Source organism: Candidatus Accumulibacter phosphatis, from assembly GCF_000024165.1.
Lineage (GTDB): Bacteria > Pseudomonadota > Gammaproteobacteria > Burkholderiales > Rhodocyclaceae > Accumulibacter > Accumulibacter phosphatis.
Genome location: NC_013194.1, coordinates 3130759 through 3155988 on the forward strand (window position 1 = coordinate 3130759; position 25230 = coordinate 3155988).

General features: G+C 64.3%; 21 protein-coding genes and 2 pseudogenes. 8 read left to right on the forward strand and 15 right to left on the reverse strand.

Annotated elements, in window-relative coordinates; genetic code table 11:
• Positions 1 to 99 precede the first annotated feature (99 nt).
• From CAP2UW1_RS13480 to CAP2UW1_RS13510, 7 genes and pseudogenes are all read right to left on the reverse strand, one after another.
• The gene (locus tag CAP2UW1_RS13480) at positions 100 to 2241 is read right to left on the reverse strand and encodes a peptidase domain-containing ABC transporter (RefSeq protein WP_015767174.1); all 2142 of its coding nucleotides are present in this window, start codon (positions 2239 to 2241) and stop codon (positions 100 to 102) included.
• A 189-nt stretch (positions 2242 to 2430) separates the two neighbouring features.
• On the reverse strand, positions 2431 to 2721 hold the full coding sequence (locus tag CAP2UW1_RS13485; RefSeq protein WP_015767175.1) for a DUF1330 domain-containing protein: 291 nt from the start codon (positions 2719 to 2721) through the stop codon (positions 2431 to 2433).
• Positions 2722 to 2886: 165 nt separating this feature from the next.
• Positions 2887 to 6069: pseudogene (locus tag CAP2UW1_RS13490) on the reverse strand (type I restriction endonuclease subunit R).
• Complete coding sequence (locus tag CAP2UW1_RS13495; RefSeq protein ID WP_015767176.1) at positions 6066 to 7136, reverse strand: virulence RhuM family protein; 1071 nt, start codon at positions 7134 to 7136, stop codon at positions 6066 to 6068. Before CAP2UW1_RS13495 ends, CAP2UW1_RS13490 begins: the two are co-directional and overlap by 4 nt.
• Positions 7133 to 8455, reverse strand: coding sequence for a restriction endonuclease subunit S (locus CAP2UW1_RS13500; protein ID WP_015767177.1), 1323 nt, complete (start codon positions 8453 to 8455; stop codon positions 7133 to 7135). Before CAP2UW1_RS13500 ends, CAP2UW1_RS13495 begins: the two co-directional genes overlap by 4 nt.
• Before the next feature lie 117 nt (positions 8456 to 8572).
• Positions 8573 to 9718 carry a PDDEXK nuclease domain-containing protein gene (locus tag CAP2UW1_RS13505; protein ID WP_015767178.1) on the reverse strand — a complete coding sequence of 382 codons (1146 nt, stop codon included), beginning with the start codon at positions 9716 to 9718 and terminating at the stop codon, positions 8573 to 8575.
• Entirely contained in the window at positions 9708 to 11327 is a 1620-nt protein-coding gene (locus tag CAP2UW1_RS13510) for a class I SAM-dependent DNA methyltransferase (RefSeq protein ID WP_015767179.1), read from the reverse strand. The genes CAP2UW1_RS13505 and CAP2UW1_RS13510 overlap by 11 nt, the downstream gene beginning before the upstream one ends.
• A gap of 319 nt (positions 11328 to 11646) precedes the next feature.
• On the opposite strand from CAP2UW1_RS13510, the gene CAP2UW1_RS13515 reads away from it, so the two are divergent.
• Positions 11647 to 12606 (forward strand): DMT family transporter, encoded by a 960-nt coding sequence (locus CAP2UW1_RS13515; protein ID WP_015767180.1) that lies wholly within the window; start codon positions 11647 to 11649, stop codon positions 12604 to 12606.
• Between the two features lie 7 nt (positions 12607 to 12613).
• On the opposite strand, the gene CAP2UW1_RS25610 is transcribed toward CAP2UW1_RS13515, so the two are convergent.
• From CAP2UW1_RS25610 to CAP2UW1_RS13525, 4 genes are all read right to left on the reverse strand, one after another.
• Entirely contained in the window at positions 12614 to 12784 is a 171-nt protein-coding gene (locus tag CAP2UW1_RS25610) for a DUF1330 domain-containing protein (RefSeq protein WP_015767181.1), read from the reverse strand.
• A 27-nt stretch (positions 12785 to 12811) separates the two neighbouring features.
• On the reverse strand, positions 12812 to 13321 hold the full coding sequence (locus tag CAP2UW1_RS13520) for a hypothetical protein (RefSeq protein ID WP_015767182.1): 510 nt from the start codon (positions 13319 to 13321) through the stop codon (positions 12812 to 12814).
• Between the two features lie 18 nt (positions 13322 to 13339).
• Positions 13340 to 13495, reverse strand: a complete 156-nt coding sequence (locus CAP2UW1_RS25615; protein WP_015767183.1) for a hypothetical protein — start codon at positions 13493 to 13495, stop codon at positions 13340 to 13342.
• A gap of 66 nt (positions 13496 to 13561) precedes the next feature.
• Positions 13562 to 14488, reverse strand: a complete 927-nt coding sequence (locus tag CAP2UW1_RS13525; protein WP_015767184.1) for a LysR family transcriptional regulator — start codon at positions 14486 to 14488, stop codon at positions 13562 to 13564.
• 99 nt (positions 14489 to 14587) lie between these two features.
• Between CAP2UW1_RS13525 and CAP2UW1_RS13530 the strand changes: the two genes are divergently transcribed.
• From CAP2UW1_RS13530 to dksA, 3 genes are all read left to right on the forward strand, one after another.
• Positions 14588 to 15364, forward strand: coding sequence for a ferredoxin--NADP reductase (locus CAP2UW1_RS13530; RefSeq protein WP_041568502.1), 777 nt, complete (start codon positions 14588 to 14590; stop codon positions 15362 to 15364).
• A 409-nt stretch (positions 15365 to 15773) separates the two neighbouring features.
• Positions 15774 to 16793, forward strand: coding sequence for a hypothetical protein (locus CAP2UW1_RS13535; RefSeq protein ID WP_015767186.1), 1020 nt, complete (start codon positions 15774 to 15776; stop codon positions 16791 to 16793).
• A gap of 327 nt (positions 16794 to 17120) precedes the next feature.
• Positions 17121 to 17555, forward strand: a complete 435-nt coding sequence (gene dksA / locus CAP2UW1_RS13540; protein WP_015767187.1) for an RNA polymerase-binding protein DksA — start codon at positions 17121 to 17123, stop codon at positions 17553 to 17555.
• Between the two features lie 31 nt (positions 17556 to 17586).
• Here dksA and CAP2UW1_RS13545 read toward each other — a convergent pair whose 3' ends face one another.
• Genes CAP2UW1_RS13545 through mtnA form a run of 3 tightly spaced genes read right to left on the reverse strand, consistent with a single transcriptional unit; the run spans position 17587 to position 21028 of the window.
• Entirely contained in the window at positions 17587 to 19263 is a 1677-nt protein-coding gene (locus tag CAP2UW1_RS13545; RefSeq protein WP_015767188.1) for an NAD(P)/FAD-dependent oxidoreductase, read from the reverse strand.
• A gap of 30 nt (positions 19264 to 19293) precedes the next feature.
• Complete coding sequence (locus CAP2UW1_RS13550; RefSeq protein ID WP_015767189.1) at positions 19294 to 19938, reverse strand: class II aldolase/adducin family protein; 645 nt, start codon at positions 19936 to 19938, stop codon at positions 19294 to 19296.
• Entirely contained in the window at positions 19931 to 21028 is a 1098-nt protein-coding gene (gene mtnA, locus CAP2UW1_RS13555) for an S-methyl-5-thioribose-1-phosphate isomerase (protein ID WP_015767190.1), read from the reverse strand. Before mtnA ends, CAP2UW1_RS13550 begins: the two co-directional genes overlap by 8 nt.
• Before the next feature lie 110 nt (positions 21029 to 21138).
• Between mtnA and CAP2UW1_RS13560 the strand changes: the two genes are divergently transcribed.
• Positions 21139 to 21696, forward strand: a complete 558-nt coding sequence (locus CAP2UW1_RS13560; RefSeq protein WP_015767191.1) for a DUF3617 domain-containing protein — start codon at positions 21139 to 21141, stop codon at positions 21694 to 21696.
• A 21-nt stretch (positions 21697 to 21717) separates the two neighbouring features.
• On the opposite strand, the gene CAP2UW1_RS23880 is transcribed toward CAP2UW1_RS13560, so the two are convergent.
• Positions 21718 to 22491, reverse strand: a complete 774-nt coding sequence (locus CAP2UW1_RS23880) for an alpha/beta hydrolase fold domain-containing protein (RefSeq protein ID WP_015767192.1) — start codon at positions 22489 to 22491, stop codon at positions 21718 to 21720.
• A gap of 377 nt (positions 22492 to 22868) precedes the next feature.
• On the opposite strand from CAP2UW1_RS23880, the gene CAP2UW1_RS13570 reads away from it, so the two are divergent.
• The 3 genes and pseudogenes from CAP2UW1_RS13570 (at position 22869) to CAP2UW1_RS13580 (ending at position 25165) form a co-directional block, all read left to right on the forward strand.
• Positions 22869 to 23546, forward strand: a complete 678-nt coding sequence (locus CAP2UW1_RS13570) for an MBL fold metallo-hydrolase (RefSeq protein WP_015767193.1) — start codon at positions 22869 to 22871, stop codon at positions 23544 to 23546.
• A gap of 132 nt (positions 23547 to 23678) precedes the next feature.
• Positions 23679 to 24723, forward strand: a pseudogene (locus tag CAP2UW1_RS13575) (class II fumarate hydratase).
• A 154-nt stretch (positions 24724 to 24877) separates the two neighbouring features.
• Positions 24878 to 25165 carry a hypothetical protein gene (locus CAP2UW1_RS13580; protein WP_291910986.1) on the forward strand — a complete coding sequence of 96 codons (288 nt, stop codon included), beginning with the start codon at positions 24878 to 24880 and terminating at the stop codon, positions 25163 to 25165.
• The last annotated feature ends 65 nt before the right edge of the window (positions 25166 to 25230 follow it).

Consider the following 25230-nt stretch of genomic DNA (forward strand, 5'->3'; position numbering starts at 1 on the left):
AGTGGCAGTATATACAGTATCAATGAGGCGAAAGCGCTGTCAACAGGACTTCGCCGGTGGGTCGCAGGGACGACGCCGCGTTCGTGCCGCCGACCGTACTCACTGCCGGTGCTGCACGACCGTAGCGCCGGATGCGCCTGGCGTGACACGGAAAGTGACTACCTCATCGACCCGCAGACCGGCCGGCACCTGGTGGGTAATGAAGATCATCGTCACCCTCCCCTTCAGCTTGTTGATCGTCCTCGCGAAATGTTCGGCCGTTTGCACATCGAGGTTGGACACCGCTTCGTCGAAAATCAGGATGCGCGGGCGCTTGAGCAGCGCCCGGGCGATGGCGATGCGTTGCCGCTGCCCGCCGGAAAGCCCGGTGCCGCGTTCGCCGATCTCGGTCTGATAGCCTCCCGGCAACTGTTCGATCACCTCGTGGATCTCGGCGGCCTTGCAGGCCGCAATGACTTCTTCGAAACCGGCATGTGGGTGCGCCATGAGCAGATTGTCGTAAAGCGTACCGGCGAACAGCACGGTCTCCTGCGGCACCACGCCGAAAGTCGCTCTCAGTTCGTTGGCGGCGAGATGGCGGATCTCCTTGCCGTCGAGCGTGATACGACCTTCGGCTGGCTGATAGAAGCCGAGCAGCAGCTTCGCCAGCGTGCTCTTGCCACAACCCGATGGGCCGGTGACAACGGTGAGGTGGCCCGGTGTGAAGGCCAGGTCGAGATTCCTGTACAGCCAGGGGTGCTGTTCAGAGTAGCGGAAGGCGAGATTGTCGATGGTCAGCAGACCGTCGTCCAGCTTCTGGCGGTGCGGGACAACCGTGTGCGGCTCGCGCGGCGTGTCGAGGATGTCGCCGAGCCGCTGTACGGCGATGCTGGCTTGATGGAACTCCTGCCACAGACCGACGATGCGCAGCAGAGGTTGGCTCATGCGGCTGGCGAACATCTGGAAGGCGACCAGCATGCCGACGGTAAAGCCGTCGTTGCGCATGATCAGTAGCGCGCCGGTGATCAGGATGGCGAGCGTCATCAACTGTTCGAGTCCGTTGGCCACCACGTTGTAGGTGTTGCCAACCTGTTTGGTCGCAAAACCGGCAGCGAGGTACTGGGCCAGGTGGTCGCCGTACCTGCGGTCGATGTCGGCCTCCATCTGCAGCGACTTGACGGTCGCCATTCCGGCCACGTACTCGGTCAGGAACGCCTGGTTGCGGGCGCCGAGCAGGAACTGCCGGTTGAGTCTTTGGCGCAACAGCGGCGCGACGAGGAGGCTGATGGTGGCGATCATCCCGAGCAGGAAAACAGCGATCAGCGAAAGCTGCCAGCTGTAAGCGAACATCACCGCCAGGAAAATCAGCAGAAAGGGAAGATCGAGGAGCAAGGTGACGGCCGCGCCGGAGACGAACTCGCGAATGGTTTCGATCCCCTGCAGACGGGCGACCAAGGTGCCGGTCGGGCGTTGTTCGAACCAGGGAAGCGGCAGTCGCAGCAGGTGCCGGAAGACCTCGCTGCCGAGCACGGCATCGATCCGGCTCCCGGTGTGCAGGACGAGATACTGGCGCAACCAGGTCATGCTGCCGGCAAATAACATGAACATCAGCAGTGCCACACCAAGAACGACCAGCGTGCCATGTGTCTGGTGGACGACGACCTTGTCGATGATTGCCTGGGTGATCAGCGGCGTCGCCAGTCCGACAAGCTGGATCGTCAGGCTGGCTGCCAGGACGTCGCGCCAGATCGACCGGTGCTTGAGGATCTCGGGAACGAACCAGGCGAAACCGAAGGGCTTGCGCTCGCTGATGAGATTCTCGAAGTCGGCCGTCTCCGCGTGCGTGGAGCGTGTGTCTCTGGCCAGCAGAACGAGTTCCGCCTCGAGCTGCTGGTGCGCTTCAGCAATCGACAGCGTTTCCGGATTCTGCGTGCCGGCGGCGAAGCAGAGCAGCGACTGGCCGTCGGTGCTGACGATGAGTAGCGGCTGGCAGGCCGCTTGGCGCCCTTCGGGGACAGCCGCAGCGCGCAAAAAGCCGACCGCCGGCAGCGGCAGTTTCCGCCACTCGACTTCCGCCAGCGCCACGACGCCGGTCGTGAACCCGAGCGCGCGCGCTGCTTCGTGCAAGGTGGCAAGCGTGTAGGGCGGCGGGAACTCATGTTCGACGAGGCTCGCCTCGAACGGCAGGCGGTACAGGGCGCTGAGGCTGCCCAGAAGCCAGATGACATCCTCGCGCCTCATTCCCGCCAGTCGAGACATCATCGTCGAGCTTCTGTTCCGCCGTTAGGATGCGGGGACTTTACTGGCCAGATAATCAGCGGTCAAGAGACGTTTCCCGGAGTTTCCGGAGACCTTGACGATGTTTGATGAACGGCATCCAGAAGCGCGAGCCGGCGCTTCTATGCGCTCCCCTCGCCTCGCCTCACCTCACCAATTGGTGTCGGCAACGGACTAAAGGCCTTCCAGCACGATCATCGTCCTGCGGGCTGACTTCTTGCTGATTTGCAGAACCTCCTGGTACTCCGCTGAATCGTAAAAGCGGTTGGCCGTCTCCGCGTCAGGGAATCGTATCAACACGAGGCGTGAAGGTGTCCAGAGGTCGGTCTCTTTGAGCGTCATGTTACCGCCACGCGCCAAGTACTCGCCGCCATACTGCTCGACCAGCGGTTTGGCCCGCAGCTTGTACTGTTCGTACCGCTCGGGGTTGTCGAGCAGAGTATCCACGACCAAATAGGCTGCCATCGGTTTCTCCAACGGGCTGGTGAAGGCTGCAGTCTATCGGCTTCTGGCCGTCGGCAACAAGGCTACCAGGAAGCAGCGCTTCACCACCGCTATCACCGCTATCACCGCTATCACCGCTACCAGTCCTGAGCGGCCGCATGACGCCGGCGACCGGCCTGCCCACGCTCACGCAGTCGCCCACATTGCCGACAACAACTCCGCCTGCATCAGGACGGTCTTCACCGCCTCGTCCTGCAAGTCCGGTGGATAGCCGTACTTGTTCAGAATACGTTTCACCATCACGCGGATTCTCGCCCGCGCGCCTTCACGCAGGGTCCAGTCGATCGTCACGCTCTTGCGGACCTGGGTGATCAGCTCGCTGGCAATGACCTTGAGCTTGTCGTCGCCCATCGCCTTCACGGCGGATTCGTTCGCGGCAAGCGCGTCGTAGAAGGCGATCTCGTCGTCGGTCAGGCCCATGTCCTCGCCGCGCCGGGTGGCGGCGTCCATGTCTTTCGCCAGCTTGATGAGTTCCTCGATGACTTCCATCGTGCTGATGGCGCGGTTGTGGTAGGCGTTGAGCGTCTTTTTGAGCTTCTCGGCGAAGGACTGGCTCTGCACGAGGTTCTTCTTCGAGCGCTACTTCAACTCGTCCTTGAGCAGCTTCTCCAGCAGTTCGGCGGCGACGTTCTTGTGCTTGAGGCCGCGCACTTCGGCGAGGAACTGCGGGCTGAGAATGCCGATGTCGGGCTTCTTCAAACCGGCGGCGGTGAAGACGTCGATGATCTCGCCGTCGGTGGTGATCGCTTTGGAAACGAGCTGGCGGATCGCCGCGTCGATCTGCTCCGGTGACTTGCGATTCTCGCCGGATTTCTTGTTGAGCGCGGCTTGCAGGGCCTGGAAAAACGAAACGTCGTCGCGGATCGCGCTCGCTTCATCGGTGGCGGAGCAGAGGGCAAACGCTTGCCAGAGTTCCATGACCACCTGCACCCAGCGCTTCTTGCCGTCCTCCTGTTCGAGGAGGTGTTCCTGTCCGGCGGGGATGAGTTGCAGGCGCTCGGTCGGCGTGCCGGTCGTCCATTGCTCCCACTTGAAGCCGTGCAGCATGGCGCAGGCGACGCCATGTTTCTCGTGCATCACGGCGATGGCCTGCTTCGTGTCGTGGGTCGGGTCGCCGTGGCCACCGCTCTCGGTGTAGGTGGCAAGCGCCCGCTTGAGCTGATCGGCGAGGCCGAGGTAATCGACGATCAGGCCACCCGGCTTGTCCTTGAACACGCGGTTCACACGAGCGATGGCCTGCATCAGGCCGTGGCCCTGGATCGGCTTGTCGGCATACATCGTGTGCAGGCAGGGGGCGTCGAATCCGGTCAGCCACATGTCGCGCACGATGACGATCCTGAACGGGTCTTTGGCATCCTTGAAGCGATTCGCCAGCTTGCGGCGTTTCTCCTTGTTGCCGATGTGGCGCTGCCAGCCGGAGCCGTCTTCGGCGCTGCCGGTCATTACCACTTTCAGCGTCTCCGCCTCCCACTCAGGCCGCAGCGTGATCAATGCGTTGAAGAGATCCACGCAGATGCGGCGGCTCATGCAGACGATCATCGCCTTGCCGTCCAGCGCCTCCACGCGCTTCTCGAAATGCGTCACCAGATCGGCGGCGATGAGCGCGATGCGTTTCGAGTCGCCGACCAGCGCTTCCAGCGCGGCCCACTTGCTTTTCAGCTTCTCCTTCTTCGTCAGCTCCTCGCCTTCGGTGATTTCCTCGAACTCGGCATCGAGCTTCGGCAGCTCGGCGGCGTTCAGCGCCAGCTTGGCGATGCGGCTCTCGTAATAGATCGGCTTCGTCGCCTCATCGGCCACGGCGCGCTGGATGTCGTAGATGGAGATGTAATCGCCGAACACCGTCCGCGTGTTGGCGTCGGTCTTCTCGATGGGCGTGCCGGTGAAGCCGATGAACGATGCGTTCGGCAAGGCATCGCGCAGGTTGCTGGCGAAGCCGTAGGACATCTCGCCCTTCTCGTTCACGCGCCCGCCGAAGCCGTAGTGCGAGCGGTGCGCTTCATCGGCGATGACCACGATGTTCCGGCGCCCGCTGAGCGCCGCCATGCGTGCCACCCCCGGGCCGCCGCCCTCGGGCATGAACTTGTGGATCGTCGTAAACACCACACCGCCGCTCGCCCGCTTGAGCAGTTCCGCCAGATGCTCGCGGCTCTCCGCCTGCATCGGCATCTGGCCAAGCATGTCGTGGCAGCGCTGGAACTGGCCGAAAAGCTGGTCGTCGAGATCGTTGCGGTCGGTCAGCACCACCAGCGTCGGGTTCTGCATCGCAGGTTCGCGAATCACCCGCGCGGCGAAGAACAGAATGGTGAAACTCTTGCCGCTGCCCTGCGTGTGCCAGACCACGCCCGCGCGACGGTCGCCCGGCTTGCCGCCGTGCATCCGACCGGCCCAATTGCGGCCGGTGTCCTGGCGCAGCACGCCCGCGTCGTTCATGCTTTCCTGTCTACCACTCGCACGCACCGTTTCCTCCACCGCCGCATTCACCGCGTGGAACTGATGGTAGCCCGCGATGATCTTGAGCAGCGCGCCCGTGTCCGTGTCTTCCTCGAAGGCGATGAAATGCTGGAGCAGATCGAGGAAGCGTTGCCGGCCGAACACCCCGCGCACCAGCGTCACCAGTTCCAGCGCGGTCTTCGGTGCATCGCCCTCGCCATCAATCGTGCGCCAGACCTTGAACCACTCCTGGTACGCCGTCAGCGAACCGATGCGCGCCTGCAATCCGTCGCTCACCACCAACGCCGCGTTGTAGTGCAGCAGGCTCGGCACCTCCGCCTTGTAGGTCTGGATCTGCGCGTAGGCGCTCCAGATCGTCGCGTCCTCGTCGGCGGCGTTCTTCAGTTCGATCAACGCCAGCGGCAGGCCGTTCACGAAGACCACCACATCAGGCCGGCGGTTGTGCTGCGCCTCGATCACGGTGAACTGGTTCACCACCAGCCAGTCGTTCGCCCGCACGTCGGCGAAATCCAGCAGCCGCGCCTTGTCGCCCTTGATCGAGCCATCGGGCCGCTGGTACTCCACATCGACGCCATCACGCAGCATCCGGTGGAAGGCGCGGTTGGTCTGTACCAGCGAGCCGTTCGCCACCCGCAGCACCTTGCGCAAGGACTCCTCCCGCGCCTCGTCGGGGATCGCCGGGTCGATCCGCCGCAGGGCCGCGCGCAGGCGCCCAACCAGCACCACCTCGGCAAACGAATCGCGCTCCGCCGCCGCTTCACCCGGTGCGATCTGCGGCCCGTGTCCGACCGCGTAGCCCAGTTCGCCGAACCAGGTCAGGGCGGCGTCTTCGACGGTGGATTCGTTGAGAGCGCTCATGGCTCGTCACTCTTCTCCGGCAACTGCTTGATCAGCAGATCAAAATCCGACTCGAACAGCCTGTCCTGGACGATACGGTATTTCTCGAATTCGCTCTCGGCATGGGCTTTGGCCAATTCCGCCGTCACTTTTCCAGCATCACGAAGGATTTCTCGATCCCAGAGTTGGAGGAAGCCGCTCAAGCGCTTTTCCCAGTCTTCCATTGTCATCGGAATTTTTCGCAAGGCCTGCATTTCGGCCATGTCGAGATAGGCGGAGACGATGCGCTGCATCTGCCCCAGCTCGAATTCCGAGAGGTAGTTCTTGGCGATGGATACGTCGTAGCGATGGATTTTCCCTTTGGGCACGTCTTCCCAACTCGTGAGGCCCATGTGTTGCCTTTCGTGGTTTGCTCGATCCACGATCAGTTCGGCCGCCGTTTGGCCGTGCACGGCGTAGTGCATCTTGTTTTGAACTGCGGCAAAGAAGCGCTTCGTCGCTGTTGCGGAAGAGTCGTAATCCAACGCGGTCGCATAGATGTCGGTGATCTTCTGATAGAACTTGCGCTCGCTCAGACGGATTTCCCGAATCTTTTCGAGTTGGCGCTCGAAGAACTCGTCCGTAATGTGACCGCCATGCTTGAGGCGTTCCGCATCCATGGTCCAGCCCTGGATGGTGTAGTCCTTGACGATCTGGTTGGCCCACTTTCGAAACTGGACCGCGCGTTCGTTCTCGATCTTGAAGCCGATGGCGATGATCGCTTGCAGGCTGTAATGCTTCGTCTCATAGCGCTTGCCGTCGGTGGCAGTACTTAAGTACTGCTTAACAACTGAAGATTCCTCAAGTTCGTTGTCGCTGAAGATGCGCTTCAGGTGTTGGTTGATGGCAGGGACAGAGACATCGTAAAGCGCGGCCATCATCTTCTGCGTCAGCCAGATGTTTTCATCCTCATAACGCATCTCGACGCTGGCCTCCGAGTTGCCGACGGCAGCCACAAGGGTGAGGTATTCGGCCGCCGACGAGCGCACGAGCGAGACCTCGGTCTTCTTCTTGGCGCGACCGCCGGCAGTGGGCTTGTCTTTGCTCATGGCTTTGCTCCCCTTGGACTTGCGCTATCCGGTAACTCCGGACAACTGCCCACGCTCAACTCTCCGGAAAGCAGCTTCGGCAGCAGGGTGTCGCGCAGTGTGGCGAGGGTGCGGGATTGGTTGGCGTTAGCTTTAATTTCCGTCATCAGCGGCGCGGTGAGTTCGTCGAAGCGACACGCGATTGCCGGCGGCGGGACGGCGATGAGGAAACTTTTGAAGCATTCCGACGGGACACGCTGGCGCCCACTGGTGCCGGTCATGTTGTGGATGGCGTGGGTGCGCAGTGGGTCGGAGCGGGCGAGCAGGTAGCCGAACTGCGGCGGAAGCGGCGGCTTTGGCGCGAGGACGATGTATTCGGTGGAACCCCAGCCGACTTGGCCTTCTTCCAGAAAATCCACGTAACCGGTTTTGCCGTTCTCCAGGCAAGGAGTGATGCGCGCGAGGAGTGTGTCACCGTTTTGAAACTTGGTGCCAGAGCTGAACTCACGGTCAACCACTTCGTCTGCACTGTGGCCCTGCGTGGGCAGATTTTTCATATCGAGGTAGGGCGCGATGGTTCCAGTCCTCAAGGTGCGGCGTGGATTCACCTCGACGACTTCGGATAGAGACTTGGCGGACCACCCTTTGGGAATGTGGCCGAGCGGGGAGCCTTCCAGATGGTCAGGAAAGAGCGCGGCGGTGGCGGAGTCGAGGCCGGCGGGTTGGCGGCCGTCGAGTTTGGCGCGGACGGGGTGGATATCCACGAACCAGCTCTGGAACAGCGCCCGCGCCATCGCCTCCAGCGTCGCGTTCATCCGCCGGTTCAACTCGATCTTGTCGTCCAGCGCCCCAAGCACCTCCGCGATGGCTTTTTGCTCGGCGAGGGGTGGGAGTTGAACCGCCTTCCCCTTCAGAGTGCCAGTGACAAGCCTGCCGGTTCCATGTCCGGCGTGGTCCACCGAAGCCAACAAGTCCGGCTTGTGAGCGAGCAACCAATAGGCGAGGAACGCGCCGTCCACGTTCTTCGCGGGGTGAAGTGCCTTGATGTCCTGATTGAAAGCCATCTCCCGCGTCACCATGCAAATCGGCACGTCGTTGTGCAGGGTCATGCCGCGCACCAGCAGCAGAATCGTTCCAGCCGGGACAACCTTTCCGCCCTTACCCACTGCGAGAGGCGACATGTGGTCCTCTGCGTCGTGAAGGCGAAACGACTTCATGTCTTTGGCGCTGACCCAAGGAATCGGGCCTGACCAGTATGCATCGTTGCCTTTGAATGGCGTACCGCCTGAAAGCCAGTCAGCGCAGTCGCCAAGCGTAGTTTCTTCCCACTCACTCGCCATAACCCAGCCCCCGCAAGGCTTGCGGCACGAGCAAGCAAATTCAGTCTACCCGCAAAAGTCGGCGCTGACGGTACCGCGGCGGCATCTTCTGCCAGTCGTGTTCCCTGCCTGCTCCACTCACCCATGCCCGCCCCCCACATCCCCGCTCAATTCCGCCTCGATCTCCTCGATGGTCGGCAGGCTCCCTTGGAGTTCGCGGGGTAGCGCGCGCGTCAGTTGGGTTTCCCATTCGGCGACGCTGATCGGCCGGGCGCTGCCACCCAGGGCGTATTCCACCAAGACTCGATTCTTTTCGCGCACCAGCAGCAGGCCCAGGGTGGGTTTGTCGTCGGGATGCGCCAGCAGGCGATCCACAGCGGTCATATACATGCCAAGTTGCGCGCCGTCGCCGGGCTCGAATTTGCGCGCCTTGAGTTCGATGACGATGTAGCTGCGCAGTTTGAGGTGATAAAAAAGCAGGTCGAGGTAGAAGTCGTCGTCGCCCAGTTCCAGATGCACTTGCCGTCCGACGAAGGCGAAACCCTGGCCGAGTTCGAGCAGGAATTTCTGGATGTGGTCCAGCAGGCCTTGCTCAAGATGCTTTTCCCGACGCGGTGCATCGGTGCCGAGAAAGTCGAACAGGTAAGGGTCTTTGAAGACTTGCGCCGCCATGTCCGAGTCTTCCGGCGGCAGGGTGGCGGGGAAGTTGTTCTGCGCCTTGCCATGGCGCAGGCGGGCGCGGGTTTCGATCTGCATGGCCAGAATGTTGCGCGACCAGCCGTGCTCGACGGTTCGGGCGGCGTACCAGAGGCGATCTTCGGGAGTGTCCAGTTTTTCCAGCAGGGTGATGTTTTGCCCCCAGGTCAGTTGTGCAACGACCCGTTGCACAAGATCCAGATCTGGCCAGGCGGTGGCGAAGGCACGCATGTATTTGAGGCTGCGTGGCGAAAAACCCTGCATGTCGGGGAAAGCGTCGCGCAGATCGGCAGCCAGACGGTCGACGACGCGTGTGCCGTAACCCTGCGCGGCCTGCTTGGCGATGATGCTCTGGCCGATGTCCCAATACAGCAGCAGCATGGCGCTGTTGCTGGCCAGCACGATGCGCAGACGTTCCCGGCGAATCCGGGTCTTGATGTCGGTCAACCAGTCGGCGTAGCCGGCCGGCATTTCAACGATGCCGGGCGCTGCCGGGAACATGGCGCTGCGGTCGGTGCGACCGCGCTGCTTGCGCTCGGTCGCTTGGGGGCGCAGGGCGGGTGTGCCCGCTTTCTTGCTAGAGACCATAGCCCAGCTTTTCCATGTTCGCCTTGATCGCCGATTCCAGTTTCGCCGACTCGGCGAACTGGGCGTGCAGTTCGGCGACGAGGCGCGGCATCTTTTCCGCGAAGGGTTCGCCGTCGTCCTCGACTTCCTCGGCGCCGACGTAGCGGCCGGGCGTGAGCACAAAGCCGTGCCCGGCGATCTCGGCGGTGGTGGCGGACTTGCAGAAGCCGGCGAGGTCTTCGTAGGCAGTTGCCCCCTCACCCCGGCCCTCACCCGCGCGGGGAGAGTGAGACACACGGTCGCCGCGCCAGGCGTGGTAGGTGGTAACGATCTTCTGCAGGTCGGCGTCGGTCAGCTCGCGGTGCACGCGGTCGATCAGGGTGCCGAGTTTGCGGGCGTCGATGAAGAGGGTCTGCTTGCGGCGTTCCCTGAAATGCCGCTTGGCCTCGGCGGCTTTGCTCTTCGTCAGGAACCAGAGGCAGACCGGAATCTGCGTGCTGTAGAAGAGCTGGCCGGGCAACGCGACCATGCAGTCCACGAGGTCGGCTTCGATGAGTTGTTGCCGGATGTCGCCTTCGCCCGACTGGTTCGAAGACATGCTGCCGTTGGCCAATACAAAACCCGCGAAGCCAGCCGGCGCGAGGTGGTGGATGAAGTGCTGCACCCAGGCGAAGTTGGCGTTGCCCTTGGGCGGCACGCCGAACTGCCAGCGCACGTCGTCGTCTTTACGGAACCAGTCGGAGTCGTTGAACGGCGGGTTGGCGAGAACGTAGTCGGCGCGCAGGTCGGGATGCAGGTCGCGGCGGAAGGTGTCGGCATTCTCAACGCCGAAGTCGGCCTCGATGCCGCGCAGCGCCAGGTTCATGATCGCCAGCCGCCGCGTGGTCGGGTTGCTCTCCTGGCCGTAGATGCTGATGTCGCCGAGCTGGCCGCCGTGGGCTTCGACGAACTTTTCCGACTGCACGAACATTCCGCCGGAGCCGCAACACGGGTCGTAGATGCGGCCTTTGTAGGGGGCGAGCATCTCGACGAGGACGCGCACGACGCAGGACGGCGTGTAGAACTGGCCGCCGTTCTTGCCCTCGGCGCTGGCGAACTGGGTGAGGAAGTATTCGAAGACGCGGCCCAACAAATCCTTGGAGCGGCTGGCGACATCGGCGAGCTGGATGGAGCCGATGAGGTCGATGAGTTCGCCGAGGCGGTGTTTGTCGAGGTCGGCGCGGCCGTAGTTCTTGTTGAGCGCGCCTTTGAGGCGGGGGTTGTCGCGCTCCAGCGCCACCATGGCGTCGTCCACGTCCTTGCCGATGCTGGGGAGCTTGGCGCGGGACTGGATCTGCGCCCATCGGGCGTCCACCGGCACCCAGAAGACGTTGGCGGCGAGGTATTCGTCCTCGTCCTCGGGGTTGGCGCCTTCGTAGTCGCCGCTTTTGGCCACTGAGCCGGCGACGAGCCTGGCGTGGTGTTCGTCGAAAGTGTCGGAGATATATTTGAGGAAGATCAGGCCGAGGACGACGTGCTTGTATTCCGCCGCGTCCATGTTGTTGCGCAGCTTGTCGGCGGCGAGCCAGAGTTTGGCTTCGAAGCCGAGGTTGGCGCTGGAGTCGTTTTTTCTGGCCGGCGTTTTCGCCATCAGATTGCCTTTGGCATGGAGGAGGTTCTCATGGGCACTGTAAGTACAATGTCCTCTGCATTTTAGCCGATCCAAATACATGGGCGATGCTGGACCGCCTGTGACCCCGGCACGCCACGCGGCGGGAGCGGTCGTAGGCCTGGAAAGTCAGCCGCTGTGCTGCTACGTCGGCGGCCACGTGCTCGTCGAATCGCTCATCGGCGGCGCCGGTGGCTACCGCCGCCAGCGACACTACGACCGAGGTGGCGCCGGCGCCGCCAGAATCGGGCACAATGGCGCTCTTTCCCCAGCCGCACCGTGCGCGGCAGAAAGCCCGTGCATGTCGCACCGTCGTGCCGTTGCCCTGATGATCCTCGTCGCCCTGTTGTGGAGCATCGCCGGAGTGGTCTCCCGCTACCTGGAGAGCGCCGGCAGCTTCGAAGTCACCTTCTGGCGGAGCCTGTTCAACACCCTGGCGCTGAGCGTAGCCCTGCTCGCCATGCGTGGGCCCGCGCTCTGGCGAGGATTGGCGCAGGCATCCTGGCCGCTCTGGTTCTCAGGCTTCTGCTGGTCTGTGATGTTCACCGCCTTCATGCTGGCGATCACGCTTACCACCGTCGCCAACGTCCTGGTGACTATGGCGATCGGGCCCTTGATCACCGCGTTGTTCACCCGACTGTTCCTCAATCACCGCCTGCCGGCGAGAACCTGGATGGCCATCGCGCTCGCCGGCGTGGGCATTGGCTGGATGTTCTGGCAGGAGGCGCACAGCGGACTGTCGCTGGCCGGCACCTCCGTTGCCCTGGCCGTGCCGCTTGCCGCCGCACTCAACTTCACGACCTTGCAGCACGTCGGTCACCGCCAGGTCGACGGCGACACCGCCACTCGACAGGACATGTTGCCAGCCGTTCTCATCGGCGCACTTCTGTCCTCGGCGTTCACCCTGCCGCTCGCGTATCCATTCCGGGCGTCGGCGCACGACATCGGCCTGCTGGCCATGCTCGGCGTCGTTCAACTGGCGATTCCGTGCCTGCTGCTCGTGCGCCTGTCGCGCGTCCTGGCGGCGCCGGAGATCGCCCTGCTCGGGCTGCTCGAAGTCGTCTTCGGAGTGGCCTGGGCATGGCTCGGAGCCGGTGAGCAGCCGGGCGCCAGCACCCTGACCGGCGGCGCCCTCGTCCTCGGGGCGCTTATTGCCAACGAGGCGTTGGCGCTGCGCGCTCGCGAGGCAGGTGGCTCAGACCGTGACCGTCGCGGCCGCTTGCCAGGCCAAGGCGCGGACCTGGTCGGGAAGATCCCTTGACACGCGCTTATTCGATGGCGAACAGGGTCAGCCGCATCGCCCTGCTGCGGACGTCCAGCAGTTTCCCGTAATCCTCGCTGCCGGCCCAGCGAGCCGAGTCTTCCAGCGTCGGAAATTCAAGCTCGACAAAGGAATCGAAGGCGTTGCAGGCGAGTTCGTTCCAGTAGCACTGGACCACGACGCATCGCTGTCCGCCAGGCCGTGATCACACGCCGACGGGCCGCCGGAACCCATCATCGATCCATGCGCTGGCGCTGGCCATGTTCAGTTTGAATCCGGGCGACACGCGTACCTGCGCCAGTTGCTCGCCGTTTGCGTCGGCTGCCGCCAGCAGGGCATGCGGATCGTCCTCGTCGGGGACGATGTCGAGCGTGACACTGAGCCGTCCGCAGGGCGCGGCAACCGTGACGCTCTTGTGCAGCGTCGCCCGCAACTGTTGCTCATGACGGCGGAGAACCTCCGCGGCGGTCTTGACCAGGGTGTTGAACGCCGCGGCGTCAAGCGGCTTGGGGTTCCGCTTGTCTCGCCCCATTGTCCAGGGACCGACCAGCGCGGGCTCGGGTTCGCCGTCCTTGATCATCGCCACGGCCCATCCTTCGTCGTCTTCGTTCTTGATGATGCGGGCCGTCCAGCCATTGTGGCGCCACAATCGCGGCTCATGCAGCACCTCGGTCAAGTCGGCTTCGGCCGGCTCATCGCTGGCGCCAGATGTCATGGCCGGCTCCTCTCGCGCCTATTTCTTGCTGGTTTCCGCACCCGGGCTGGCGCCGCTCGCAGGCTCCGACTCAGCGGCTTGCGGAGCGTCGCCAAGAATGCTCTTGAGCGGGCAGATCTTGAAGGCGGGGCATTTCTGGCAGCCAGCGACGATGGCAATGGGACAAAGCGTCATGGGAATCTCTCCTGACAAAAAAGCCTAGTATGGGCGCAATCGGGGCGGAAAAATAGGCGGCTGTACCTACGGAATGAACGACCACTCGATCTGGTCGCTGCGCGCAATACCTGCCGTCATCGCGCGGCACAGCCCGACGAACTCGCGCATTCCCGCCGTCTGGAACTTGCGCCTGTGCCAAACGAAGTGAAAATGCCGCCGCAGATCGAGTTCAGGAGTTTCGATGGCCACCAGACTGCCGCGCCGGAACGCTTCGCGCAATGCCAGCCGCGAGATGCAGCCGATGCCGAGACCGAACTCGACAGCGCGCTTGATTGCCTCGGTGTGCTCGAGTTCAAGCCGCACCTTGAGCGGCCAATGGTGATGGCGCAGCGCCCGATCGAGAGTCTCGCGCGTGCCCGAGCCGGTTTCACGCACAATCCACGATTCTTCGGCCAGCTCGGCCAGCGTCGCCGAACGTTTGCTGGCCAGCGCATGCCCGGGCGCGGCAAAGACCACCAGTTCGTCCTCCACCCATGGCTCGACGACCAGTTCCGGGTGATGGCAACTCCCTTCGATCAAGCCGAGATCGAGCTCGTGGCGGGCCAGTTGCTCGGTGATCGTCATCGTGTTGTGAACCGTCAGGTGCAAGGTGCTCTCAGGGTGGCGCTTGAGGAAGTCGGCGACGATCAGCGTTGCCAGGTAGTTGCCGATGGTCAGGGTCGCACCGATCGTCAGCTTGCCGTAGCCGGCGCGACCCTCGAGCATGCTCTCGATGGCCACCGCCCGCTCGATCAGCTCGATCGCCTGCGGCAGCAGCGTCTGACCGAGCTCGTTAAGGCGCAACGTCTTGCCAAAACGATCGAACAACTGGGTGTCGTACTGGCGCTCGAACTCGGCCAGCGCCATGCTGGTCGCCGATTGCGACAACGACAGTTCCGCGGCAGCCCGCGAAACGCTCTCGTGCCGCGCCACCGCAACGAACACTCCGATTTGCCGCAGGGAGTATCTCATATCAGCGAAATAGATATCGTTTATCTAAAAAATCGGTTTTACAAATATGGTACGACAAAATATCCTCTTTCCGGTCAAACACACGAAATGGCCAAGACGATGAGCAACTTCTCCGCCCAACGCGTCCTCTCCGTCCACCACTGGAGCGAGACGCTGTTCAGTTTCCGCACGACTCGCGACCCGGCCCTGCGCTTCCTCAACGGCCAATTCGTGATGGTCGGCCTACCCCAGGAGGGGCGTCCGCTGACTCGCGCCTACAGTATCGCGAGTGCCAACCACGACGAGTATCTCGAGTTCTTCAGCATCAAGGTGCCCAACGGACCGCTGACCTCGAAGCTGCAGCACCTGTCCGTAGGCGACGAGATCGTCGTCAGCCGCAAGCCTACGGGAACTCTCGTGCTGCGCGACCTGCGTCCCGGCCGTCATCTCTACATGCTGTCGACCGGCACCGGTCTGGCGCCGTTCATCAGCCTGATCCAGGATCCGGAGACCTATGAACGCTTTGAAAAAGTGATACTGATCCACGGCGTGCGCTGGGTGAAGGATCTCGCCTACAGCGAGTTCATTACACAGGAGCTTCCCGGCCACGAGTTCTTCGCCGACCTCGTCCGCGACAAGCTGATCTACTACCCGACGGTGACCCGCGAACCCTTCGAGCACCGCGGGCGGATCACCGAACTGGTCGACAGCGGCCGGCTGTTTGCCGACATCGGCCTGCCAGCACTCGACCCGACTGACGACCGCGCCATGGTCTGCGGCAGCCCCGCCATGATCAAGGATTGCTGCACCCTCCTCGACCGGCGCGGCTTCCAGGTCTCTCCCTACATCGGCGCCCAGGGCGACTACGTGATCGAACGAGCTTTCGTGGACAAGTAGGCCAGACAAGTCAAGAGCGGCCGGCAGATCGCCGCTTGCAGTACCATTAACGCATCGCGAGGGCTCCGACAGAACAGCGCGTCGGGCCGGATTGCGGCTGAATGCGAGTGGACTGGGGAGATGATGACTGTCTTTGCGCGGAGTGCAACGATGGCGCTGGGGTTGGCAGCGTCCTTTCCCATAGCCGGCGAGCCTGTCGGCCAACGCTCTGCGCAACAGCTCGTGGTTGACGCGGGGGTGATCGTCAGACAGGTGGAGGACGCCAAGCGCCTGGCCCCCTGCATCAGAGACAGCGATCGCGGCGGCCTGCTGACGAACGCAGAGCGCTGGATTGCCGCGGCCCGGGCATCTCCACACAAGGACGATCGGCAGGTCGTCGAGCGGATCTCGGCCCTGCGCAGCCTGACGCGTGAGATGGTCGCCAAGCCCGAGTTGCTCGCTGTCCCCGGCAGGCCGCATCGACGCGCAAAGATCGCCACCAGACACCTCGCCCGGTCCGGCAACGCAACTGGGCAAGCATGCAGGAGAGTTCGCCAACGAGTCGCCGGAAGGCCTCTTCCTCGGCGATTCGGCCGGCCGCGAAGCCACGACCAGCAGTTACAGCACCATCGCCGGCCACGCTGCGGGGTACCGCGTCAAGGCATCCCCGAACGTGGTCCTGCTCGGCAGATCGGCTGGGGAGTCACTCGCCGGCGCACCGTCTGCGGTAGCCGTCGGCAGCAGTGCCGGACGCCACGCGAAGACTGCCGATCACACCGTATTCATCGGTGGCTCAGCGGGCTACGCCGCTGACACGGTCGACCACAGCATCTTTCTTGGCTATGCCGCGGGGCGATCGATCAGGGACAACAAGCAGAGCGTCATCGCCGGCTATGCTGCGGGCGAGCGTGCGCACCGCGCCCATCAATCCGTCATGGCCGGCCCCCTGGCCGGATATGCGGCGAATGACTCGCCGCGCTCGGTGATGATTGGCCAGGACGCCGGCCTGTACGCAGAGCAGGCGCCGGCGGCGATAATGATCGGGCCCGCCGCCGGCCAGTCGGCGAGGAACGCGACGAATCCGGTATTCATAGGCGCCAACGCCGGCAAAGCGGCAGCCAATACGGCCGACGTGGTCCTGATAGGCACCTCGGCCGACGCCGAACCGGGCATAACCAACGCCGTCGGCATCGGCAGGGGAGCAAACCCCGCGCGCAGCAACACCTGGCACATCCCTGAAGCGCTCAAGCTCGGCGTCGGCACCTCGGCGCCGACGGCCCAGCTGCACACGACGCGCAATGTGCGTTTTGCGGCGCTGGCGAACGGCGTCCTGGTCACCGATCGGGCAGGCAATGTCAGCGCGTCGTCGCTCCTCAACGAGGCGTTGAAGGAGATTGCCAGGTTGAAGGTGCGCGTCGAGGCCCTCGAGGCAGCTCAATGCCGGCAATAGCCAATCTGAATCGCCAGCAGACCGGGCAGGGAACGACCCGAGGCAGGAGGAGCAAACCAGCAGCGGCCGGTCACGCCGCTGGTGCCGCCATAACAGCCAAGGGTTTCAGCTTTGCCGCCGACCACCAATGCTATACCATTCGCTGTTACCGGCAGGAAGTTGCCATGCTCGGCCGCTTGCCAAGCCGGAATGCAACGTCGAGAACAGGACGAAAGTGGCCGACTTCCGGGTGCTGTTCTGTGGGAGTTGTCGGTCCAGTGAAACGGTGTACGCTCGCAAACCCGCCCGCGACCACAGGTCGGTGGTCAATCAGAAGTAGAAGGAGAGATGAACGTGAACAAGCCTGCCGGAGGTGTTGGCGAAGAGAGCGAGGCAACGATGCTGTCAGCCTCGCCAGAGGAATACATGTCTCCCGGGCAGCTCGCTTTCTTTCGCCGGCGCCTGCTCGCTGACGAGCAGGCGCTGCTTTCTGCCGTGAAAGAGACGGCCAGCCATCTGCAGCAAAGCGAAACGAGTTCCGACTGGAACGATCGCGCCAGTGCCGAAGAGGAGCACACCCTCGAGCTGCGCGTTCGCGATCGCGAGAGAAAACTGCTGCAAAAGATCCGCGAATCGCTGAAACGCATCGACGACGGCAACTATGGCTGGTGCGAGGAGACCGGTGAACCGATCGGCATTGCCCGCCTGCTGGCGCGGCCAACCGCGGCTCTCTGTCTGGAGGCCCAGGAGCGCCGCGAACAGAGCAAGCGGCTGTTTGGCTGACCCCCGCCAAGAAGCGCACGCCAAAGCGTGGCTACCCGCCACCCTGCCCCTCGTCGTCGCCCGCAGCGCAGCCGCCGTGCTCGGAGCCTGACGCAAGCCGTGGCGCTGCCTGCGCTAGCGCTTGCCGGATCACCGCCTCAGCTACCCTGATCCCATCGACTCCGGCAGACAGGATGCCGCCGGCGTAGCCGGCACCCTCGCCGGCCGGATAGAGTCCCCGCACGTTCACACTCTGGGCATCGGCCCCGCGCGTGATCCGCAACGGTGAAGAGGTTCGTGTCTCGACTCCTGTGAGAACGGCGTCGGGCATCGCGAAACCCCTGATCTGGCGCTCGAACGCGGGCAGCGCCTCGCGGATGGCCTCGATCGCGTAGTCCGGCAGCGCGCTCGCCAGACTGGTCAGGCGCACCCCGGGTTGATACGAGGGAATGACCGAGCCAAGCCGCGTCGATGGCCGCCCGGCAAGAAAATCGCCGACGAGTTGCGCTGGCGCCTCGTAGGTGCCGCCGCCGAGTTCGAAGGCGCGCGTCTCGATATCGCGCTGCACCGCGATTCCGGCCAGCGGCCCACCGGGGTAGTCGAGCGGCGTAATGCCGACGACGATTCCGGCGTTGGCGTTGCGCTCGTTGCGCGAATACTGGCTCATGCCGTTGGTCACCACCCGGTTCGCCTCGGACGTAGCGGCGACTACCGTCCCACCCGGACACATGCAGAAGCTGTACACCGAGCGACCGTTGCTGCAGTGATGAACGAGCTTGTAATCCGCAGCACCGAGCAGGGGATTACCGGCGTTCGGTCCGAAACGCGCCCTGTCGATCAACGACTGCGGGTGCTCGATGCGAAAGCCGATCGAGAACGGCTTGGCCTCCATGAACACGCCCGCTCGGTGCAGCATCTCGAAGGTGTCGCGCGCGCTGTGACCGAGAGCCAGGATCACCTGCTCGCCGGAGACTTCCTCGCCGGAAGACAGCGTCACTCCGCGCACCCGCCCGCGCTCGATCTGCAGGCCGCTCACCCGCTGCTGGAAACGGACCTCGCCGCCGAGCCGTTCGATCTCGCGCCGCATTTGCTCGACCATGCCGACCAGGCGGAAAGTGCCGATGTGCGGCTTGGCGACGTAGAGAATCTCCTCCGGCGCGCCAGCCTTGACGAACTCGACGAGCACCTTGCGCCCGTAGTGCAGCGGATCCTTGATCTGGCTATACAGCTTGCCATCGGAAAACGTGCCGGCGCCGCCCTCGCCGAACTGCACGTTCGATTCCGGATCGAGCACCTTCTTTCGCCACAGTCCCCAGGTATCCTGCGTGCGCTCACGTACCGCCTTGCCGCGTTCGAGGACGATCGGCCGGAAGCCGGCCTGCGCCAGCACCAGCGCCGCAAAGATACCCGCCGGGCCGAAGCCGACGACAATCGGCCGCGTCGCGAGCGTCGCCGGCGCCCGCCCCACGCATTGGTAGCGCATGTCCGGCGTCGCCTGCAGCCGGTGGTCGCCGGCAAAACGCCGCAGCACCCCCGCTTCGTCGGGCACCTCGACGTCAACGCTGTAGATGAACATCGGCGCACTGGCCTTGCGGGCATCGTGGCTGCGCCGAAAGACGCTCAACTGCTGAATGTCGGCTGTTGACAGCGCGAGTCGGTCGGCGACCGCCGCTGGCAGCGCCGAGCGTGCGTGGTCAAGGGGGAGGCGAATCTCGCTGAGGCGCAGCATCGTCGGTTCGGCGGAGAGTTGGTGCCCTGGTCAGACCTGTTGGCCGTAGCTGGCGAACCTGTCGAGCACCGTCGCCATCTCTGCCGCATCGAGCAGCACCGGCTGACCGAGTTGACAGGCGCGCCAGTACTGTTCGCACAGTGCCTCGAGTTCGACGCCAAGGGCCAGGGCGTGCGTCAGGTCGTCGCCGAACACCAGCATGCCGTGGTTGGCAAGCAGACAGGCGCGACGATCGGCCATCGCCAGCAACACGGCGTCCGAGAGCGCTTGCGTGCCGAAAGTCGCGTAAGCCGCGCAGCGCAGAGTGTCCCCGCCAAAGCGCGCCAGCATGTAGTGAAAGGCCGGAATGTCGCGGCGCAGGCAAGCCACACTGGTGGCGAAAGGCGGGTGCGCATGCAGGACGGCGCCCGCGTCGGGCCGGGAGACATAGATGTCACGATGAAAGCGCCACTCGGACGAGGGCTTGCGACATCCCACGGACGTTCCGTCGAAACGCATGAAGACGATGTCCTTGGCAACCAGAGCTGCGCTCGGCATGCCGCTGGGGGTGATCAGAAAGCCCGCCGCTTCGCCGCCCTCGGTGCGAACGCTGAGGTTGCCCGCCGTGCCCCGTCCCAGCCCAAGGCCATCCGTGCGCTGCGCGGTCGCGATCAACTGCCGGCGAAGCTCATCCATGCCGCTCTTCCGGGTACAGCGACAACAGGCCGGCGCCGCTGGCGGCGCACGCTCCGCGTTCCGTGATCAGCGCACTGATCAGCGCCGCCGGCGTCATGTCGAAGGCCGGATTGGCGACCCTTTCGGCGACCGCCAACTGCCGTAGGAGTCCTGGTCGACCGGCTGAATCGCAGCCCTGAACGAGGCGCAATTCGTCTGCGTCGCGCTCCTCGATGGCGATCGCCGCACCAGTCGGGCAGTCGAAGTCGATCGTTGAGCGCGGCGCCACCACGTAGAAGGGCACGCCCGCCGCGCGCGCCGCCAGCGCCTTCAGCCAGGTGCCAACCTTGTTGACGATGTCGCCGTTGGCGGCGACGCAATCGGCGCCGACGATGACCGCGTCGACCTCGCCCCTCGTCAAGAGCAGCCCGGCGGCGTTGTCGGCGATGACGGTGTGAGGCACCCCCTCCTCGCTGAGTTCCCAGGCCGTCAGCAGGCCCTGGTTGCGCGGGCGCGTTTCCGAGACCCAGACGTGCACGTCGATTCCTGCCGCGAACGCCGCATAAATTGGGGCCAGCGCGGTACCGTAGTCGACGGTGGCCAGCCAGCCGGCATTGCAGTGGGTCATCATCGCCAAGCGCCCGTGCTGCGCAGCAGGGAGCAGGCGCAGCAACTGCAGCCCGTTGTCGCCCATGCGGCGGCATTGCTCGACGTCCTCGTCGGCAAGCCTGCCAGCCTCCTGCCAGGCCGCCTCGGCGCGCGCCACCGGCGGCAAGGGTGCCAGACGTGCCTGTAGTCGCGCCAGAGCCCAGCGCAGATTGACCGCAGTCGGTCGTGTCGCCACCAGTGTCTCGATGGCGGCATGCAGGGCCGGATCATCCGCCTGGCTCGCCAGCGCCAGAGCCAGGCCATACGCAGCCGTCACGCCAATCAGCGGCGCACCGCGTACCTGCATGCTGCAGATTGCGCGCACGGCGTCCTCGAGGCTGGCCAGGCGCAGCACGCGATATTCGTGCGGCAACGCGGTCTGGTCGATGATGTCCACGGCACAGCCATCGACCACCGGCCAGATCGTGCGCGTGAACCTGCCATTGACTCTCATGACCGCCATTCTACCCCTGCCGCGCCACGACCAGCGGCTTGGCGCCTGACAGCGGCGCGCTGCGGGTTTAATATGCCGAAGTCACCCATCCGTCCGCCTACGCGCAAAAAGGAATCGCCATGAATCTCCCAGCCAGACCCGTCAGCCGCACTTCTCGCCCACTACTGCTGCTCACTGTGGTCGCCGCGAGCCTCGCGGGACAGCTGCAGGCTGCCGACATGCCCAAGCGCAAAGCCGGCTTGTGGGAAGTCAGCACGCGCATGGAGGGGATGCCGGCGATGGGCGCGATGCAGCAGTGCATCGACCAGAGCACTGACGACCTGATGCAACAGCAAGCCAAGAAGGAACAACAGAACTGCAGCGTCATCGATGTCAAGCAACTCGGCAACAAGGTCACCATCCACTCCGTTTGCAAGGCACAGGGCAGCACGGCCACCACCGATGCCGTTTTCATCGGCTCGTTCGACTCGGCCTACAAGGGTGACATGCACACGCGCTTCAGCCCACCGATGCACGGCACCAGCGAGTCGAAAATGTCGCTCGACGCGCGTTGGGTCGGTCCCTGCAAACCCGGCCAGAAGCCCGGGGACGTGATCATGCCGAACGTCGGCGGGATGAACATCAACGAAATGATGAAGGATCCGAAGATCCAGGAGATGATGAAGCGGCAGAAGTAGTCTATCGAATCGGGCGGGCTGTCAGGTGGCCATGCTGGACAACCGGTTGTCGGACAAACCTTGCCGCGCTCCCGTCTGCCATACCGGCGACTGCTTGCTCGGCTTGCCTGACTGGTGCGGCGACTGCCCGTAGCATCGACGGAGCACGAGCAGGGTGCTCAACTGAAGCATCGGGTCGTGTCCGTCGTAGTCCGCCATGCTCCGGCTGGTGAGCGTGCAGTCGAGTGCCGGCGAGAGCAGCACGACACAACTCGGCAAGGGCTCACCCGCCGCCTTGGCAGAATGGATCGTGACGAGCGCGAGATTGCCACCCGCGGAGTCGCCGGCGAGAACCATGCTCGCGGGCACCACGCCCTGCGCAATAAGCGCCCGACAGACGCGCTGGCAATCGTCCGGCGCCGCTGGAAAGGGGTGCTCCGGCGCCAGCCGGTAGTCGGGGAGCAGGGCCCGCGCGCCGAGACGCCGACAGAGGCGTGACACCAGCGCGGCGTGCGCATTCGGAAAGCGAGAGGCAAAAATCCACCATGCAGGTAGAGCATGACGCGCTCGTGCCGGCTGTCCGGCAAAGTGATCCACTCGGCCGGCACGCCATCGCAGTCGACCGGCGTGCGGGACGTCCGGCGCAACCTGGAAATAACGCGCATCGATCTCCTCGTACTCGCGACGCAACGCGCTGACGTCGGATTCCTGCGTGATCCGCCTGCGCATCGTCAGCCGCAGCAGCGTGTTCAAGGCGCGCGTCCGCCAACTCGGGGACAGTGCGATCCTGCGATGGTAGTCGGGTGGTTTGTCCATGGCGACCTTGTCGAGGCGACAGACTACGCCAAGTCGCGGAGTTGAGGACCCGCGCTCCGTACGCCGACCGGCCCAATCTGCTCCGCTGGTCTCTCGTGAGCGCTCCATCGCTATGCCGGCTGCGCGCGTGAGCTGTTGCCGGGAACTGACGGCCGATGCAGCATTCGGGGCGAATGATCCGGCCCGAGCATGCGCTAGAGGCACGCAGGCGAATGGCCGGCCGTGCAAGAATCAGGCACAATGGCTGGCCTGCAGCGCCGCGTCCGGGACGGCATGCGGAGCCGGTCAGCACGACTTGAGCGCGACATCGGTCGTGCTGCACGTGCCGCTGGCCGAAGCGGCGAACGAAGCGAACACGCACCATGGGGAGGACAGGGATGGGACCGCGGGCTCTTGCGATTACCTCGGAAATCAGTCAGGTCGGCGGCCCGACGCTGACACACGGCAACGATGCAGCCGTCTACCTCGTCCACTTCGGCAACGTCGCTGCGCTCATCGATGCCGGCTGCGGTCGCGCCACCGATCGGCTCCTGCAGAACATCGAAGCCGCCGGCGTCTCACCCGAGCAGATCCGGCACCTGCTGCTCACCCATTGCCACTATGATCACAGTGGCGCCGCCGCCGACCTTCGGCAGCGCTTTGGCTGGCCAGTAGCGATCCATGCGCTCGAGGCCGCGTATCTGGAGAACGGCGACAATCAGGTCAGCGCCGCATCGTGGTACGGTGACCACCTCGCCCCCTGCCCTGTCGATATCCGGATCGCCGACGGCGATCGGTTTTCTCTCGGCGATCGATCGATTCAGGCGATCCACATCCCCGGCCACTCCCCCGGCTCGCTCGCTTACCTGGTCGAGTCGGAGGGTCGGCGAGTGGTTTTCGCGCAGGACGTCCATGGACCGCTCCACCCGGCACTGTTGTCGAAGCGTAGCGACTACCAGCAGTCGCTACGCAAGCTCGAGGCGCTCGCCGCCGATATTCTCTGTGAGGGCCATTACGGCGTCTTTTTCGGAAGAGCCGCGATCGCCGGCTTCATCGAACGCTTTGTCGAAGACTGACGACGCCGCAGCGCCGCCGACCCGCCACGCCCAGGACGCAGGGTCCTCACGCGCTTCGTCCACGTCACCGCCGGTCAGCATGACCATACTTCCGTTCGGCATACCACCCATGTTCCCGCCGAGGAGTGGACGATGAGCAGTACACGCAGCGAGAGGGATTCCTTCGGCACCATCGACGTGCCCGCGGATCGGCTCTGGGGCGCACAGACACAGCGCGCCATCGGACACTTTGCGATCTCCAGCGAACGCATGCCCGAGGAACTGCTACGTGCGCTGGCTGCCGTCAAGGCCGCCGGAGCACGGGTCAACGGCGACCTCGGGCTGCTGCCCGACGACAAGGCCGCAGCGATCGTCAGCGCCGCCGAGGAAGTGCTTGCCGGCCGCCATACGCAGGAGTTCCCGCTGTCGGTCTGGCAAACGGGAGCTGGCACGCAGACCAACATGAACATCAACGAGGTCCTGGCCAACCGCGCCTCTCAACACACACCCGGAATTCGGCACGCGTGTGGCGGCCGACCTTGCCCGCCAGAGCGGGTTGCCGTTCGTCAGCGCCGACAACAAGTTTGCCGCGCTGGCCGCACACGACGGCCTCGTGGCCGCGCATGGCGCGCTCAAGACACTCGCCGTCGCACTGCTGAAGATTGCCAACGATATTCGCTGGCTGGCGTCGGGCCCCCGCTCGGGACTCGGCGAGATTGCCATTCCCGAGAACGAGCCCGGCAGTTCGATCATGCCCGGCAAGGTCAACCCGACCCAGTGCGAGGCGCTGACGATGCTTTGCTGCCAGGTGCTCGCCAACGATGTGGCCGTCGGTCTTGGCGGCGCGTCCGGCAACTTCGAGCTCAACGTCTTCAAGCCGCTGATTGCCAACAGCTTCCTGCAGAGCGTACGCCTGCTGGCCGACGGCATGACGAGTATCGAGGCGCATTGCCTACGCGGTATTGAGCCACGCCGGCAACGCATCGCCGAACTGCTTGAGCGCTCGCTGATGCTGGTGACGGCACTGGCCCCGCACATCGGCTACGACCGCGCCGCCGAGGTCGCGAAGCGCGCCCACCGTGAGGGCAGCAGCTTGCGCGAAGCGGCGCTGGGGCTCGGGTATGTGACAGTAGACGAGTTCGACCGTTGGGTCCGACCGGCGGCGATGGTGCACCCCAGCGACGACCGCGAGCGGTAGCTGCGCGGCCGGGGCTGGGCAACGGACCGCGCAGCTCGCCTGATATCAGGTTTGCCGGAGGGGTGCCGCAGGCACCTTGGTGAGCGGCGCCGATGCATGTATGCTGACGGGCATCGAACGGCAACGCCTTGGGGAAAACAATATGGTTCGTGGAGTGTCAGCCACCGTCTTGCTGGCCCTGTGGGCCGGTCTCGCCACAGCCGAGACACCACCATTGCCCGCGCCCGGTCGCGGCGAGTTGCTCTACTCGACGCACTGCATCGCCTGCCACAACGAACAGATGCATTGGCGCGACAAGAAGCTGGTGACCAACTGGCACAGCCTGCGGTCGGAAGTCCGGCGCTGGCAGGAGACCATGGCGCTTGGCTGGGGCCGGGAAGAGGTCGACGAGGTGGCACGCTACCTGAAGGCCGTCTACTACCGCGATCTCGCCCCCGAGTGAGGGTGAGATCGCTGCAGACCGCCGCAGGCCCTCGCCGCGACCTGCGGCCGGCGGCCCGCTTTGCC